At 45.5% G+C, this 16,850-nt stretch carries 17 protein-coding genes and 1 pseudogene; 13 read left to right on the forward strand and 5 right to left on the reverse strand.

From position 1 onward, the window contains the following. The first annotated feature begins 246 nt into the window (after positions 1 to 246). Positions 247 to 717, forward strand: coding sequence for a YcxB family protein (locus tag BM607_RS14235; RefSeq protein WP_071940212.1), 471 nt, complete (start codon positions 247 to 249; stop codon positions 715 to 717). Between the two features lie 72 nt (positions 718 to 789). On the opposite strand, the gene BM607_RS14240 is transcribed toward BM607_RS14235, so the two are convergent. Beyond that, entirely contained in the window at positions 790 to 1,353 is a 564-nt protein-coding gene (locus BM607_RS14240) for a GPR1/FUN34/YaaH family transporter (protein ID WP_006080576.1), read from the reverse strand. A gap of 779 nt (positions 1,354 to 2,132) precedes the next feature. On the opposite strand from BM607_RS14240, the gene BM607_RS14245 reads away from it, so the two are divergent. From BM607_RS14245 to BM607_RS14265, 5 genes are all read left to right on the forward strand, one after another. Next, a complete protein-coding gene (locus BM607_RS14245; RefSeq protein WP_006080575.1) occupies positions 2,133 to 2,369 on the forward strand; it encodes a hypothetical protein in 237 nt (78 codons plus the stop codon). Positions 2,370 to 2,733: 364 nt separating this feature from the next. Beyond that, positions 2,734 to 3,597, forward strand: a complete 864-nt coding sequence (locus BM607_RS14250) for a MipA/OmpV family protein (protein WP_071940228.1) — start codon at positions 2,734 to 2,736, stop codon at positions 3,595 to 3,597. 5 nt (positions 3,598 to 3,602) lie between these two features. After that, a complete protein-coding gene (locus BM607_RS14255; protein ID WP_006080572.1) occupies positions 3,603 to 4,013 on the forward strand; it encodes a DUF3019 domain-containing protein in 411 nt (136 codons plus the stop codon). After that, positions 4,013 to 4,726, forward strand: coding sequence for a response regulator (locus BM607_RS14260; protein WP_006080570.1), 714 nt, complete (start codon positions 4,013 to 4,015; stop codon positions 4,724 to 4,726). Before BM607_RS14255 ends, BM607_RS14260 begins: the two co-directional genes overlap by 1 nt. An 11-nt stretch (positions 4,727 to 4,737) precedes the next feature. Further along, on the forward strand, positions 4,738 to 6,006 hold the full coding sequence (locus BM607_RS14265; RefSeq protein WP_071940211.1) for an ATP-binding protein: 1,269 nt from the start codon (positions 4,738 to 4,740) through the stop codon (positions 6,004 to 6,006). 124 nt (positions 6,007 to 6,130) lie between these two features. Here BM607_RS14265 and BM607_RS14270 read toward each other — a convergent pair whose 3' ends face one another. Beyond that, positions 6,131 to 6,436, reverse strand: coding sequence for a DUF1289 domain-containing protein (locus BM607_RS14270; RefSeq protein WP_071940210.1), 306 nt, complete (start codon positions 6,434 to 6,436; stop codon positions 6,131 to 6,133). Positions 6,437 to 6,641: 205 nt separating this feature from the next. Here BM607_RS14270 and BM607_RS14275 point away from each other — a divergent pair, with 205 nt between their 5' ends. Continuing rightward, a complete protein-coding gene (locus tag BM607_RS14275; protein WP_071940209.1) occupies positions 6,642 to 7,178 on the forward strand; it encodes a DUF4136 domain-containing protein in 537 nt (178 codons plus the stop codon). 93 nt (positions 7,179 to 7,271) lie between these two features. Here the strand turns inward: BM607_RS14275 and cysM are convergent, their stop codons facing one another. Further along, entirely contained in the window at positions 7,272 to 8,153 is an 882-nt protein-coding gene (cysM, locus tag BM607_RS14280) for a cysteine synthase CysM (RefSeq protein ID WP_310795110.1), read from the reverse strand. A gap of 208 nt (positions 8,154 to 8,361) precedes the next feature. Between cysM and cysP the strand changes: the two genes are divergently transcribed. From cysP to BM607_RS22295, 5 genes and pseudogenes are all read left to right on the forward strand, one after another. Then, positions 8,362 to 9,369 (forward strand): thiosulfate ABC transporter substrate-binding protein CysP, encoded by a 1,008-nt coding sequence (gene cysP, locus BM607_RS14285; RefSeq protein ID WP_006085798.1) that lies wholly within the window; start codon positions 8,362 to 8,364, stop codon positions 9,367 to 9,369. 195 nt (positions 9,370 to 9,564) lie between these two features. Then, positions 9,565 to 10,410, forward strand: a complete 846-nt coding sequence (gene cysT, locus BM607_RS14290) for a sulfate/thiosulfate ABC transporter permease CysT (protein WP_071940207.1) — start codon at positions 9,565 to 9,567, stop codon at positions 10,408 to 10,410. Positions 10,411 to 10,419: 9 nt separating this feature from the next. Beyond that, complete coding sequence (gene cysW / locus BM607_RS14295) at positions 10,420 to 11,286, forward strand: sulfate ABC transporter permease subunit CysW (protein ID WP_071940206.1); 867 nt, start codon at positions 10,420 to 10,422, stop codon at positions 11,284 to 11,286. Further along, positions 11,283 to 12,413 (forward strand): sulfate/molybdate ABC transporter ATP-binding protein, encoded by a 1,131-nt coding sequence (locus BM607_RS14300; RefSeq protein ID WP_006085800.1) that lies wholly within the window; start codon positions 11,283 to 11,285, stop codon positions 12,411 to 12,413. Before cysW ends, BM607_RS14300 begins: the two co-directional genes overlap by 4 nt. Positions 12,414 to 12,437: 24 nt before the next feature. Beyond that, positions 12,438 to 12,622, forward strand: a pseudogene (locus BM607_RS22295) (hypothetical protein); the annotation flags it as partial. Positions 12,623 to 12,725: 103 nt separating this feature from the next. Here BM607_RS22295 and BM607_RS14305 read toward each other — a convergent pair. Further along, entirely contained in the window at positions 12,726 to 13,424 is a 699-nt protein-coding gene (locus BM607_RS14305; RefSeq protein WP_140393429.1) for a hypothetical protein, read from the reverse strand. A gap of 300 nt (positions 13,425 to 13,724) precedes the next feature. Next, on the reverse strand, positions 13,725 to 15,236 hold the full coding sequence (locus BM607_RS14310; protein ID WP_071940204.1) for an AAA family ATPase: 1,512 nt from the start codon (positions 15,234 to 15,236) through the stop codon (positions 13,725 to 13,727). A gap of 280 nt (positions 15,237 to 15,516) precedes the next feature. Between BM607_RS14310 and purT the strand changes: the two genes are divergently transcribed. Then, positions 15,517 to 16,692, forward strand: a complete 1,176-nt coding sequence (purT, locus tag BM607_RS14320; protein ID WP_071940202.1) for a formate-dependent phosphoribosylglycinamide formyltransferase — start codon at positions 15,517 to 15,519, stop codon at positions 16,690 to 16,692. The last annotated feature ends 158 nt before the right edge of the window (positions 16,693 to 16,850 follow it).

Genomic DNA, 16,850 nt, shown 5'->3' on the forward strand with positions numbered 1-16,850 from the left:
CGTTGCAGCATTTCTGTCCAACTCCCAGAGTTAGTTTCATCAAGGAGATCCTTCCCAAATTGGCCTAGGACGCGACGCCGCACTTACCCATACTCACGCGAACGACCATAGCACTTTAGATATTAGCTACTTTATACGTAGCGACTTAATACACTAGCAACTTTATGCATTCGTTACTTTAGTTACTTTCATCACTGTAATCGCTACACTAGCCCGCATTAAGCTGCACCTAAAGTAGATAACATTATGCCGACACCCTATTCTTACTCAACGACCTATATTTTAGATAAAGCCCATTTCGATGAGTGCTATACCCAATCTGTCGAGCCTGATCCCACGCTCAAACCTTACTACAAAGCCATAGGGTTGGCCCTGATAGGTATCGCGCTGATCTTCGCCGACATTAGCCTGTATTTAGCTTACTTCTTCGTTGGACTCGGCGTTATCGAGGCACTCAATGTGAAGTATCACAAGGCATGGTGGTTGATGCGTCAAATGATGAGTAAAGCGGCCAGCAATGAGGTCACTCTCACCATTGATGAGCAAGGGATCCACACTAAATCCATGTCAGTGACCAGCCAAATTTTATGGACCGACATTTACCGGATTAAAGAAACTGAAAAAGGATTCTTGATCACCCACAAGGCAGGCACGAGTTATGTATCCTTGCGTAGCTTAGATGAGGCGGCTGCGGCCTGTATTAAAACTAAAATCTAGTCCCGCTAAAAAACATCCATAAAAAAGGCTGATCTTCATCAGCCTTTTTCACTACTATCCATCGCTGAATCGTTACTTTTTCAATTCACCAACCGGTAAAATCGTGCGGCCATACTCATTATTGAGCACCTGCGCCATCGCAAAATAAATCGCACTCGCACCGCAGATGATCCCTTCAAAGCCAGCAATCGTGCCAATCAAGGCGCTACCCGTAAAATCACGCGCAGCCAGCAGGAAAAATAAGAGCGTCAAAGAAGCAAATACAAACTGCTTAGCTCGTGGATAACGCAAAGAACCCACAAACATAAATGCGGTGAATATGCCCCAAAGCGTTAAATACCAGCCCATAAAATACGTTGGACTCGCCGCAATGCCCGCATTAGGCATTAAGATTAATCCCACTAATGTTAACCAAAACAACCCGTAAGAGGTAAATGCCGTCGTACCGAAAGTATCGCCGCGCATAAAACACATAATACCCACAATCACTTGACCAATGCCGCCGTAAAAAATCCCCATGGCTAAGATCATAGAATCAATAGGGAAATATCCCGCGTTATGGATGTTTAACAAAATCGTTGTCATACCAAAGCCCATTAAACCTAATGGCGCTGGATTAGCCAGTTTTGTAGACACAGAGTTCCCCTAGAGAAAAATCAATAATTCAATAAAAATCAACGGCATTAACCGTAAACCTTATGTTCGCGCACCTGCGAGAGCCGCGCATTCTAGAGGATAGCCACAACCTTGGCAACGAAATCATTAAAAATGAATAAGTAGCAATAAATACAAAATAAAAACATACACTTAAAATTAAACATACTGAAAATAAACCGAGTCCTAATTTTGATTAAAAATTAATTCTTTTCAATTCAATATTCTAGGAAGAAAGCCGACTACAACCTGCGTCATATCGCATTTTATGCGACTTTTTATAACTGCCGCATAGTTTAGTATTAAGCGTCCTTAAAACCTTAATCAAAATTAGGGCTAAAATAGCAAGAATACTGCACTTAATCGCAAATAAGTGGTTAAGGTGATGTAAGTGGCACTTTTGAAAAAACCAACTCTGGGATGCCAGATTTAGCCTATTTTAGCCTACGAAGATAATGCAGGAGTTAAGCACAACTCACTCTGCACATAACCTTTGCACAAAGCCGTTTGCGCTGAAGCCAAACTCAACAGGTTCATCTGTTGGGATAATGACTAAAGCTAAGTCTATTGAACAGCACTTAAGCATCAGATTTACTTGAAGCGAATCAAGGGAAAATAAGCTAAAAATCCTCAACGCCAAAAGGTAAAAATTATTTATATCTAAAACAGAATAGCAGTGATAAATTGCAGATGTTGGCGCAGTGGTATTAAGAGAATGCTTCTTAATCTGTAGTTAACAATACATAACTAAAGGAAATAAAATGAATAAGTTATCAGCTGTTTTCACCCTGTTGGCATTAGTGAGCTTCACGACCCTTGCTGACGACTCATCTTTACCGCCTGCGCCCGCAGCCGATATCGCTCAGCTGAAAGAAGTGTGCCAGCAGATGGCCTCTGAAGATCAAGTCGAAAATGCAGAGCTAAAACAATATGTGCTTGATTGTGTAAACGATCAGCTGACAGAAATGGGCTACAAGTCGGTTACTGAGGTTAATTAATCTTCATTCTAATCCCAACGTTAATACCACAAAAGCGCGTTCTTCAGCTTCATTCAATGCCATTCACTTCTGCGAATGGCATTATTATTTTCAAGCAACACAGCTATTCAGCTCACAATAAATATCATTTCAGTTACAGACGAAACGTATCGAATACAAAATTTAACATCTACAATTAACCGTATGAAAGCCACCAAAATAGGCTTTTAGCATGACTATCAAGGTATTGTGCGATCTACAAATTTACTATTTAATTGATAGCTGTATCATTTTGCATCCCTGCGAATGAAACCACTGTTGGATTGGGCATAAAATGCTAATCTATTTTCCTGTATTATTAACCTCAGCCCTTAATCGTTATATCATGTATCGCATCCTTTTTGTCCTCATTACAAGTTTAAGTATTTTGCCCTCTGTCGGAATGGCGAAAGAAACCTGCGCATCAGAAAATCAATGCATTGAGATGAACAACTGGGATCTAGGCGTCGCCATTGGCTGGGGACAAAAAAGCAATCCACTCAAGGATTTTGACGATATTCCACTGTTCTTTATCCCTACAGTGGCCTATTACGGCGAACACTGGTTCTTCGATAATGGTAATTTAGGCTACACCTTAGCCGAGCAAGAAAGCTTCACGTTCAATCTCGTCACCAGTTATAGCTTAGATAGAGCCTATTTCTACCGATGGGACCCATCGAATATCTTTTTGAACCGCGGCACACAAGTCGAAGCCAAAGCGATAAATAGTATGTCTTTGTCGACAGAGCCCGAACGTGAATTTAATTCTTTAGAGACACGGAACTTCACCCTACTTGGTGGTGCCGAAGCATTCATCTATACCCGACTCGGCATTATTCGATTGGCGTTCACCCATGATATGTTTAATGTTCATCAAGGTTCAGAAGCACAAATAAAATGGACCTATGGCTGGGATTACAATCGTTTCATTTTTGAATTCGCACTGGTGTTTGATTGGAAGAGCCAAGCAGTAGTGGATTATTATTATGGCGTTAGACCGAGTGAAAACGCCTATTGGAGTGAACAATATCAAGCAAAATCAGGTTGGGATAAAGGTGCGGAAATGACGGCCCGTTATATATTAACTGACAATTGGGATCTACTCTTGGCAGTTCGTTACACTCTAATTGCCGATGAGATTGCCGCCAGTCCCTTGTTAGACCAAGACTATAGCAGCACCTACTTTATCGGCGCAGCCTATAGGTTCTAACGTTAGTGACGCTGCCTCAGTTAAGCTTGCTTTGCTTTCTTGGTCTAAGCCTCGGCTTGATGGGCCCAAGTTCTGCTCAAGCTAAAACTCGCGACTCGTCACTTAAACTCACACCCGAAATTTGTATTACTAGTTCAGAAACTCAGGCCTGCGACGTCTATATTGAACTGCAGTGGGAGCTCGCCAAAGATGAGCTTATCTGTATTTTGTCCGACAATGCCGCCTATCCAAAATGGTGCAGTGATTCAGTTTCAACCCATACGTTAAGCATGAAAATCCACACTATGACGGATATTCAATTTGTCATGGTGAGTAAAGACAGTAACCAAACTTTGGCTGGTGCCAAACTTAAAATCACTTCTGCATCACAACCTCAGGTTCGCAGACGTTACCGCAACCCTTGGAGTTTATTTTAATGACAAGCCCACAATCGAACCACAGAGTATTATTGGTTGAAGACGACGTTCGCCTAGCAAACTTGATTGTAGATTACCTAAAATCCCATGGTATGCATGTTGAAGTTGAACGCCGTGGCGACACAGTATTAACGCGATTAATCAATTACAAACCAGATATCATACTGTTAGACATTATGCTGCCGGGCATGGATGGCCTCACCCTGTGTGAGAAACTGCCCGATTATTTTGCAGGCCCAATCCTGCTAATGAGCGCACTTGGCTCAAGCGAAGATCAAATCAAAGGCTTAGAACTCGGTGCCGATGACTATGTGGTTAAGCCTGTCGATCCTGCCCTGTTAGTCGCGCGGATTAACAACTTACTTCGTCGTCAGAATCAGCCACCTCAGGCGGAATCCCACTGTTTGACCTTTGGTAAACTGAGTATCGACCCGCATACCCACGCGATTCGCCTCAATGAAACTGAAATCGATCTCACCAGCCATGAATTCGAGTTGCTGTGGTTACTGGCCTCACAAGCTGGCCAAGTGCTCAGCCGTCAGTATATTTATCAGCTGTTACTCAATATTGATTTCGATGGTAAAGATCGGAAAATTGACGTGCGTATCTCTAGATTACGTAAAAAACTCAACGATAATATCGAGACACCTTTCAGAATTAAAACCGTTTGGGGACAAGGTTACCTCTTTGCCCCTGAAGCTTGGAATAACTAAGCACAGATACAGTGAAACGTCTCTTTATCAGTTTATATCTGCTACTCAGTCTCAGCGTGCTTGGGATTGGCTGGACACTCGACAGCCTGTGGCAGAAAAATGTGGATGACAATAACGCCCTCGATGCGCCATTAGTGGCCTTGGCGCAATTGTTAGCGGAACTGCCTCCCGATACCCGCCAAAGGTATCTGGAGGCGATCCCAGCCAATCCTGTGATGCCGTTGCAATTGCTCAGTGCCGATCAAGTCGCGCTGGCTGACAATCAAGCCCTCAGCACCAGTACTGTGTTCACCACCACGACCAATGACGATAACCTGCTGCAATTTATCCGAGTCGGCGATCAAGTCTTAATGGCGGGGCCGCTGGACATCGATCCTAGAGCCAACCTTCGCAGCCTGTTCACCCTGTTCTTCTATTTGTCACTTGCGTTAGTAGCGTTGATTTGGGTAGGCCCGCTTTCTCGGGATTTGAGCATACTGCGTAAGGCCACTAAAGAGTTTGGCGAAGCCAAATGGGACACGCGGATTACCCTGTCAAATCGCTCTCAGGTCAAACCCTTAGCCAATACCTTTAACGAAATGGCGCGACATATCAGCGCCTTGATTGAGAACCAGAAACACCTGTCTAATGCGGTCTCCCATGAGATCCGCACGCCGCTGGCAAGACTCAAATTCGCCCTTGCACTCATGCCCATGTATTGTCAGCCCGATTCGGACGAACAAAAGCGCCAAGATTTTCTCGATGAGATGCAGCTCGATATCAAAGAAATGGAAGACTTACTCCAAGAACTGCTGACCTACGCCAGTTTAGAGTCCCAGCGAGAAGGTATCCAGTTGGATGAGTACGATTTAATTAATCTCATCAATCAAAGCATTAAGCGCCTAGAAACCTTGAGCCCAACACCTATTGCCCTTATGACAGAAGTCGAAAAACTGCCCTTGTTTGGAGAGCCGGCATTGATTGAACGTGCGCTGCAAAATTTACTGACCAACGCCCAACGCTTTGCCCGCACTGAAATTATTATTGAGGTTAAGCAAACGCAGCACAGGGTTAATTTAAGTGTGAGTAACGACGGCGAAGCTATCCCCGCGGTGGATTTACCTAAAGTGTTCGAGCCTTTTTATCGCAGCCAATCGGTGCAAAATGGCAATAAGGGGCATGGTTTGGGACTTGCTATCATCAAACGGATTATGCAACGGCATCAAGGGAATGTGAGCGTCACCAGCGATGAGCAACATACCCGATTTAATTTAATCTGGCCGAAGAAGCGCAAGCTGTAACAAGGATTCGGATTAAACGACTGCGGCTCTGTTATTCATCTAACGCGCTAATTCTACAAGCCAGTAAAACTGGTCAGTTAAACAAGAATATTTAACTGGCCTATTTAAATTGCAATTCAAAATATTAGTCTAGCTCGAAGCCACCAAAATCCAGATCGGCTTCGGGTTCAGGCTCAAAATTCAACTGCGGATTTAACGCCGCCCTTTCTTGTTCAATTTGTGCTTGCCTTGCTTTCATCATCGCCAACTGGCGACGGCGTTTACGTTGAGTGCACAGCCGAATGACATCGTACTTTTGCGCATCTGAAAACGTTAACCAATTGAATCTTTCGTCACGGCTTCGCAGGCAACCATTACAGTAACCGCGCGCATCGGTGGCACACACACCGATACAGGGACTGGGGATTTCAAAAAAGGCTAACTGTTCCATAACCCGCCGCTATTCCTCTGTCAAAATGAGCTGTTCTCAAATGAAGCATGCTCAGATGAATCATGGTTAAACGACCCGTGCCCAAAACGAAGCTGCCGAATGGCGTTTAAAGCGATTCAAATACAACATACTTATCTAAAGTACTTGCAGAAACAACCTTAATCAAGGCACATTGAACAGAGTTTGTACAACTTGGAGCACTATCATGGGATACCGTCACTTTGCCAGTCTGCTCGTCGCCGTTGCCTTATTAAGCGCTTGTAGCAGTAAACCGAAAAACGATTACGATCTCAATTACGACTTCAGCACACTGCACAGCTTTACCCAGCTAACACCACAGCCAACGGACGACCCACTCAGCGCCCAGCGTATTCAAGTAGAAATCAACAACCAGTTGACTCAAAAAGGCTTTGTCGAAAATACCCAAGCCCCCGACTTTAACGTCGCCTACGCCCTACTGACCCAAGATAAACCTAAAGATTCAGGGCTATCGATTGGATTAGGTACTGGCACATTTGGGAGTTCAGGTGGCATTGGAATAGGTACCAGCGTTGGGGTACCACTGGGCAGTGATACCGCTAAAATTCAAACTATTCAGATAGATATTGTCGACCCAAAGACCAAAGCGCTCATTTGGCGTGGTAGCGACAGTTATGATTTCGATGCAGGCGGCAATGAGAAAGCCCAAGATACCGCCAAAGCCGTCAGTCGGATTTTGGCGCAGTTCCCACCGAAAAAATGATCATGAAGAGTCAATAAAAATGGGCGAATTACGCCCATTTTTACTAATGAAGAATGCTTGTCGTCAAATATCTTAGGCGAAAATATCTAAGACTCAGGAGAAAAGCCCTGATGAAAGGTAACGATCGCCCCTATCACAAACAATCGCCACGACCACTGAATCTGGATTCAGTCTGGCTATCTCAAGCGCAGCAAACACTGCACCACCCGAGCTGACGCCGGCACAAATCCCTTCTTCGCGCGCTAAGGCTCTTGCCATCGTTTTTGCGTCTTGCTCTTCAACATCCATCACGAGATCAACACGGGATGCATCGAAAATCCCCGGCAAGTAGGCCTGCGGCCAACGGCGGATCCCTGGAATGCTACTGCCATCGGCGGGCTGAAGGCCGACAATCGTGATGTCAGGATTACAGCTTTTAAGGTATTTAGACACGCCCATTATGGTGCCTGTCGTCCCCATGCTAGAGACAAAGTGAGTGATTTTTCCTTGACTCTGTTGCCAGATTTCCGGACCTGTGGTGAGGAAATGCGCATTCGCATTATCCTGATTATTAAACTGATCCAGCACCTTGCCTTTACCTTCGGTTTGTAACTGCAGTGCCAAATCCCGCGCCGTCTCCATGTTATCCACCAGCATGAGTTCTGCGCCATAAGCTTGCATCGCATCCTTACGCTCTTGGGTCGAGTTTTCGGGCATAATCAGGATCATCTTGTATCCTTTGATCGCCGCCGCCATCGCTAGCGCAATCCCAGTATTGCCACTTGTCGCCTCGATGAGCGTATCACCCGGGCGGATCTCTTGACGCAGTTCGGCCTGAATGATCATATTGAGTGCTGCACGATCCTTCACTGAACCCGCTGGGTTATTACCTTCCAACTTTAACAGTACAGTTGAGGTGCCACAGTTAAGCCGCTGCAAGCGAACCAGCGGAGTTTGCCCGATACAGGCTTCAATTGTCGGAAAGTCAGACACTATGATTATCCTTTACTTGATAAAACAACTAAGCGTTAGCCTATTCTAAGTGGGTTAGCATGCACAAACACAGTGAAAATGATCTATGGCATACAATAAATCGCTCATACTTATTCAAAAAAGTTCTATTTAACTGACTTCTTATAAATAATTACTTCAACTACTCTATATGTCATAACGCTGACAAAGTTGCCAGTTCAAGGAGTAGCAAATGCAAATAAAAGTGATAAAGGCCCTACTGGGAACGCTCTTTCTGGGAACGTCACTCAATGTGGCTGCCGCAGATCAAACCCTGCTGAATTCTTCTTACGATATCGCGCGGGAATTATTCAGTGCCTACAACCCCGTTTTCGCCAAACATTGGCAAGAGAAAACAGGTAAAACCGTCGAGATTAAACAATCCCATGCTGGATCATCGGCACAGGCACGCTCAATTCTGCAAGGATTGCCAGCAGATGTGGTGACGTTTAACCAAGTGACAGACGTACAGGTACTCCATGACCGCGGTAAATTGATCCCAGAAAATTGGCAACAATTACTGCCTAACGCCAGTTCACCTTACTATTCCACCATCGCATTTTTGGTACGCAAAGGTAACCCAAAACAGATCAGCGACTGGGGCGATTTAGCAAGAGATGACGTTAAACTGGTCTTCCCTAACCCAAAAACCTCTGGTAATGCGCGCTACACCTATTTAGCCGCATTAGGTTATGCCCAAAAAAGCTTTGGTAAGGATAATCAGGCTTCACTGGATCAATTCCTGAAAAAATTCCTCGGCAACGTAGCCGTATTTGATACTGGCGGTCGTGGTGCAACCACTTCGTTTGTAGAACGTGGTATCGGTGATGTGCTGATTACGTTTGAATCGGAAGTGAACAATATCCGTCAGCAATATGGTGCGGACGATTACCAAGTCATAGTGCCAAAAACATCGATTCTGGCTGAGTTTCCCGTCGCTGTTGTAGAGAAAAACGCTAAGCGCAACGGCACACAGGAGCTGGCGACTGAGTATTTGAATTATCTCTACAGCGAAGAATCACAAAGATTATTGGCCGGTTTCAACTATCGTGTACATAACGAAAAGGTTCAGGCAGAGTTCGCTAAGCAGTTTCCAACGGTTGACCTGCTGACTGTTGAGCAAATAATTGGTGGTTGGGATAATGCCATGAAAACGCAGTTTGCTAACGGAGCAAAACTCGATGAGTTACTCAAGCGCTAATTTCAGCTTGATGCTATAAAAGGTTAACATTGCAACCCGGGCTCAGTCCCGGGTTAAGCAATTTTAGCGCATTGACGAGTGATGATTTTCAAGCAGCGAAGACGACTTCAATAGTCTTTAACTCAGACAGCCGATCGCTGACGGCAAATACAGCGTATTGGATTAATTCAATTAACCTGACCGGGTGATTATTCTGTGATTTTTAATAACGGGCGTTTAAGCCATAAGCGGGTTCTTCCAGGTTTTACCATCAGCTTAGGTGTGTCCCTACTGTTTGTCAGCCTGATCCTATTATTGCCAACCACTGGGCTGATTATGCAGACCAGTTCAATGAGCTTGTCCGAATACTGGGGCGTCATCACAGATCCTCGGGTGCTGGCGAGTTACCGAGTTACCATTCTATCTGCACTCGCAGCATCGCTATTTAACTGCCTTTTCGGATTGTTACTCGCATGGGTGCTGGTACGTTATGAATTCCCCGGCAAACGCATCTTAGATGCATTGGTGGATTTACCCTTTGCGTTGCCGACTGCCGTTGCAGGTATCACCTTAGCGACCCTGTATGCGGAAAACGGCCAAATCGGTAGTGTATTGGCAGAACTGGGTATAAAAGTCGCCTACACCCCGCTGGGCATAGTGGTCGCGATGATTTTCACCAGTATTCCCTTTGTGGTGCGTACTGTGCAACCCGTTCTCGAAGAGTTATCCCACGATGAAGAGGAAGCGGGCATGACCCTTGGCGCCTCGGATCGCGCGGTATTCTGGCGGATCATTTTGCCGTCATTGTGGCCAGCCTTAATGGTCGGGACAGCACTGTCTTTTACCCGTAGCCTAGGTGAGTTTGGTGCCGTTATATTTATCGCAGGCAACATGCCCTATATCAGCGAAATCACATCGTTAATGATCTTTGTCCGCCTACAAGAGTTTGATTTTGCCGGCGCCAGTGCCATTGCCTCAGTGGTGCTGATGACCTCGCTACTGCTATTACTGCTAATAAACCTGTGGCAGGCGCGTTATCTGCGCCGCATTCATGGACGATAAGGAGCAAACATGAACTCATTTAAGCCCTTAAGTGTCGGTGAAGCCCCTCTTATCAAATGGAGCCTGATTACACTCGCCGTGTTCTTAGGTTTGCTATTGTTACTATTGCCGCTGGTGAGTATTTTTCAACAAGCTTTTGTTGGTGGTTGGGAGCGTTATATTGGCCACTTAAGTCAGCCAGATTCGCTGCATGCAATTGGTTTGACGCTGATGGTTGCGGCGCTCACTGTCCCCATCAATTTAGTGTTCGGAATTATGCTGGCGTGGAGTGTCACTCGGTTTGAATACCCAGGTCGCAAGTTGTTGATCACGCTAATTGATATTCCGTTTGCAGTATCTCCCGTCGTCGCAGGTTTGCTCTATTTACTACTCTATGGCAACAGTGGTTGGCTGGGTGAATGGCTATATGAGCACGATCTGCAGATCATGTTTGCTTGGCCGGGAATACTGTTAGTCACCATTTTTGTCACTTGTCCCTTTGTCGCCAGAGAACTGATCCCATTAATGCAACAACAGGGTGCCTCGGAAGAAGAAGCCGCAGTGATCCTCGGCGCCTCATGGTGGCAACTCTTCCGCAGAGTAACGCTCCCTAATATCAAATGGGCACTGATTTACGGTGTGATCCTCACCAATGCCAGAGCCGTGGGCGAATTTGGTGCCGTCGCGGTTGTCTCTGGCAACATTCGCGGCGAAACCAATACCTTACCTTTACATGTGCAGTTATTGTACGAAGATTATCAGGCCGAAGCTGCCTTCGCGAGCGCGTCATTACTCGCACTGATTGCACTAGTGACCCTAATGCTAAAAGCCGTCGTTGAATGGCGACAACAACGCAGTTTATCCGCCAATGACAATAAAGAGCAGAGCCAATTATGAGTATTCGTCTTACTAATATTTCCAAGAAATTTGGCAAGTTTCAGGCGCTTTCCCCGCTGGATCTTGATATTCAAGAAGGGGAAATGATTGGTCTGCTGGGGCCTTCTGGTTCGGGTAAAACCACGTTATTGCGGATTATTGCTGGGCTCGAGGGAGCCGATAGCGGCAACATTTATTTCGGTGACCGAGATGTCACCCAAGTGCATGTGCGTGAAAGACGAGTGGGCTTTGTGTTTCAAAACTATGCGCTGTTTCGTCATATGACGGTCGCCGATAACGTCGCCTTTGGACTCGAAGTTATGCCTAAAAAGCAAAAACCTTCAGCGGCAGAAATACGTAAACGCGTGACCCAACTACTTGAAATAGTACAACTAGGCCATCTCGCACAGCGCTATCCTGAACAGCTCTCGGGTGGACAAAAACAGCGAATTGCGTTGGCCCGTGCACTCGCGACGCAACCCGAAGTCTTGCTACTCGACGAACCCTTTGGTGCCTTGGATGCCAAAGTGCGTAAAGAACTACGCCGCTGGCTACGCAGCCTACATGAAGAATTGAAATTCACCAGCGTGTTTGTGACCCACGATCAAGATGAAGCGCTTGAACTCTCCGATAGAGTGGTGGTGATGAGCAATGGTCATATCGAGCAGATCAATACGCCTGCTGAGTTATACTCGCATCCCAATAGTCGCTTTGTGTTTGATTTTCTCGGTAACGTCAATGTCTTTGAAGCCAGTTGGCAACAAAAGCGTTGGGAAAATGGCCAAGCATTTTTGACGCCTCCTGAACAACAAACATTACAGCAAGATGGCGTGCTCTATGTACGAAGTCACGAATTAGCGCTGTCAAACAAGCCTAATAGTCAGGCAAATTTGCCGTTCGATATTGTCGCCATGACCCCCATTGGCGCCGAAGTCAGAGTGGAATTAGCCCCACACGGCTGGCATAGCGAAGAGCTGTGGGAAGCCAAGTTCACCCACCATAATCTGCATGAACTCGGGTTACAAAAAGGCAGTATGGTTTACGCCACCCCAAGAACCGGTTACTTCTTTGGGGCGCAAGGTGAAAGCTCACCAACGCGTCTAAGCTGGCCATTCCTGGCACCGGGCAGTCTCGCCTTCGACATCTAAATTTCATTCTGATAGAAATCAGCAGCATTGGCGGTATCACTGGGCAGTGATACCGCCAAAATTCAAACCATTCAGAGAGAGATTGTCGACCCAAAAACCAAAGTACTCATTTGGTGTGGTAGCGACAGCTTTTGGTGATAGTGACAACTTTGAATTTTTGATGCAAGCGGTAACAAGAAAGCCCAAGATACCGCCAAACCGTCAGCTAGATCTTGGCACAATCCCCTCCGAAGAAATAATTAATCATCTAGCGGCTTAATTGAAGAGTGCCGCACTTCGGAGTTGAATTATGGAATATTATGTTTATATATTTCATCCGCTAATAGCACTAATAGTTGCTAACAGTGTTAGATAAGCAACATATAGAGATATTGCACCTATAATTACAGCAGTGAAAGCTAAAAAGCTATTTGATATAAGTTCATACATGTAACTAGACATGCTTTTCCGCCTTATATGGCTCCTTAATTCCAACGATGCTAATTTCAACCGATCTAAAACCGAAAGTTTTCGACGAATACTAGTTGCATGAACATAGAAAAGCATTGTTTTTATGAATTCAAGAACCTTTTTATGCGTAAGTTCCAGAGGGTCATCTGTATAAAAAAGTAATAAATCGGGATTTTTTCGCTTTGAAATGTCGCATTTTGGTCGTTTGAGGAATACGTGAAATGTACCTATAGTTGAATGATTTATATCTAGGCAAACTCCATAATCTTTTTCGTGCTGCAATGTCTTCTTCCCATTATTTATTGTCCATCTACCAGTCCCAGTAAACTTGTCATTTTGAATGATTTGTAACGAATCAAACCCCCAAAAGCCAGTATTTCCACAATCACCATTGGTCTTAGATATTGAAAAATCACGAAACACTTGAGGATTATCTTTAAATATGGATTTAAGGAATAACAAAAGATCATCACAAACAATCGGCCAATTTAAGTTAGCAAACCTCTGTCTTGAGTTAATTTCTTGCTCTTTAATCTGATAGTTTTTAAGCCAAGATTTCAAATAAAACCTCCACATAGATAGCATCAAACGATATACACACCTTAGAGAAACTTGTTATCTAAGCAACGTTGGCTAATAGCCTTATATAAATCATTGCGTCATGAAAATACAACTCCTCTCATATGTTTTTAATATTTAGCAAAAATAGTGAAAAACATTACATAGCTTTCATTTAACTTCGAGTTACACTGAACTTTATAAATCTAAAGCTTCTATTTCCACGCAGTAATGATTTAAGTACTTATTTTATAGTTTTTAATATGGTAACAATTTAAAACAATATCTCTTGAGAGAGAAATCTTACTCATGGGCATTCACGGTTCGGCCTGCGGCCCATTGTCGTAGCGCATTGATTTTATCGCTCATGACCACAGATAAAGGCCGAGTTTTGCTGAGCTCTTCAAGTAGTAACACTTGATCGACACTGCGCTCGACGCTTCTTGCGGTATACATAGCAGCGATAACCGCTTGTTCGATTTCGGCGCCAGAAAATCCTTGGCTGCGGGCCGATAATTGGGCGAGCTCTAAGCTCGCCACATCGATTCCACGGCGCTGACAGTGGATTAAGAAGATGGCTTTGCGTATGGCTTCGTCGGGTAAATCGACAAAGAAGATTTCATCCATCCTGCCCTTTCGCATCAATTCTGGCGGCAGAGCTTGAATGTCATTGGCGGTAGCCACCACAAACACTTCAGATTTACGCTCCGCCATCCAAGTGAGTAAGGTGCCGAGAATACGCGTCGAGGTGCCCTCATCGCTGCTACTGCCGCTTAAGCCTTTTTCAATTTCATCAATCCAAAGCACGCAGGGCGACATCATGTCGGCGAGCTCCAGTGCATTTCGCAGGTTCTTCTCGGTTTCACCTATGTATTTGTTATATAAGGCAGCCATATCGAGCCTGAGCAAAGGTCGTTGCCAAACGCCCGCAACTGCCTTAGCCGCGAGGCTCTTACCACTGCCTTGTACGCCGAGCAGTAAAATCCCCTTGGGCGCATCGAGCGCTTTAGCGTGCTGAACAGAAGTCGGCTTATCGGCTTGGTCAAGGGTGCTGACAGCCGCTATGGGCGCGCGCTGCTTGAGCCATTTTTTAAGATTATGCAGCCCAGCGACCTGCGAGAAATCACTGGTGTCGTATTCAAATTGCAGCACGCCATTTAAGTCGAGTAACTGAAACTTGGCTTTATTGATGGCATCGATATCAGACAAGGTAATAGCACCATCATCAACTATGGCTTTGCGCACCAGACGGCGGGCATCGTCTAAGGTCACGCCCCGCAGATTCTCTGCCAATTTGACTACAGCGGTATCATCGACCAATAACGGCGTGCCTTGGTGACGAATTTTATCGACCTCAAGGTAAATCAGGTTTTGCAATTGCACTGTGCTTGGCAAGGTTAATTGAAAATAGGCGCAATAACGTTTGATTTCGGGCGGGATATCAAAGGCATGGCTCACTAGCACTAATGTGTGTTGCAGTGTCTCGTATTCGAGGGCGATTTCTTTGAGTAAACGGACATTCTTTGGCGCATCAATCACAAAGGGATGAAAGTCGCACAGCACATAAATCCCCTGTTGCGAGGTTGATTTAATTTGCCCAAGCAAATCTGTGGGTTCGCTATTAAACTTTTGCGCCGCCATAGGTTTATCGACCCGTGCTAAACCTTGGGTAATGCTCCAAGTAAACACAGGTTGATAAAGCACACTGGCGACCCGTTTAAGTAACTCGACCACGCGATATTCTTCATAGGTTTCAATCACTACGATCGGCGTATTGGAGCGCAGCACTGAGGTTAAATCGCGAATATCTTGCATGTCTTTCACATCCCTTTTTTATTTATCTCGCAAAACTCATCTGTTCAGCAGCACTAACATACTGCTTCCAATACTAATTATTAATAAAACGCCAAAGCCGTGATCCCAAGCACAGTAGCAGATTTAGCGTGGGCGACTAAGGTCTGTTTGGGGTAAACTGGCTGCATAACAATACCCAAACGAGGCGAAAACATTTCATACAAAAATGTCAGCCAAAGCATTGCGGTAAATAATATAGAACAAAATATAACATCACCTACAAACATAAAGGTACCCACACATGATAGGCACTCCCTACACTGAGGGCGCACGTCGCGCCATGTTGCTCGGCTGCGGTGAACTTGGCAAAGAAGTGGCCATTGAACTGCAACGCTTAGGCGTTGAAGTGATTGGCGTTGACCGTTACGCCAACGCCCCCGCCATGCAAGTCGCGCATCGCTCCCATGTGATCAATATGCTCGATGCCAACGCCCTGCGTGCAGTTATCGAGTTAGAAAAACCGCACTTAGTTATCCCAGAGATTGAAGCCATCGCTACCCAAACCTTAGTGGACATGGAAGCCGAAGGGGTGAATATCATCCCAACAGCTCGGGCAACTAAACTCACTATGGACAGAGAAGGGATTCGTCGCCTCGCCGCTGAGACCTTAGGTTTACCCACTTCTCCATATTTTTTCTGCGATACTGAAACCGAATTTAATCAAGCAATTAGCGAAATCGGTGTGCCCTGTGTGGTTAAGCCAGTCATGAGCTCATCGGGCAAAGGTCAGAGCGTTATTCGCGATATCGCCCTCAGCCATAAAGCATGGCAATACGCCCAAGAAGGTGGCCGCGCCGGCGGCGGGCGCGTGATAGTCGAAGGTTTTATTCCCTTTGATTATGAAATCACCCTGTTAACCATTAGCGCAGTCAATGGCATTCATTTTTGTGCGCCCATTGGCCACAGACAAGAAGATGGCGATTACCGTGAGTCATGGCAGCCACAAGCCATGTCCGATGAAGTCCTAGCAAAATCCCAAGCGATTGCGAGCAAAGTCGTCGAAGCCCTTGGCGGTTATGGATTATTTGGCGTAGAGCTGTTTGTTAAAGGCCATGAAGTGTATTTCTCTGAGGTCTCGCCAAGGCCACATGACACAGGCCTAGTGACACTGATCAGCCAAGATTTATCGGAATTTGCCCTACATGTTAGAGCCATTCTTGGTCTGCCAATCCCCAATATCCATCAGCATGGGCCAAGCGCCTCAGCGGTGATTTTGGCCGAAGGCACCTCAAGTAATATCCGCTATCAAGGCATTGCCGCTGCATTAGAGGCGGTCAACACTCAACTGAGAATATTTGCCAAACCCGATATTGATGGCCGCCGCCGCTTAGGTGTCGCGCTTGCCCGTGATATCGATATCGACAGCGCAGTCAGCAAAGCACTCGATAGCGCCAGCAAAGTGAAGGTCATCTTTTAAGCGGGTTTAGCTGCTTAAAATTGGCTTCAAGCACAAGCGACAAATCAAAGGGAAATGCGCTTCAACGCCATTTCCCTTTTTCAATGCACACAGTACAGCATCAAGAACCTTTACCAATAAAAAGTGACCCACCCAAACCGACAGAGTAAACTAGCGCC

Source organism: Shewanella sp. SACH (genome assembly GCF_001887095.2).
Lineage (GTDB): Bacteria > Pseudomonadota > Gammaproteobacteria > Enterobacterales > Shewanellaceae > Shewanella > Shewanella baltica.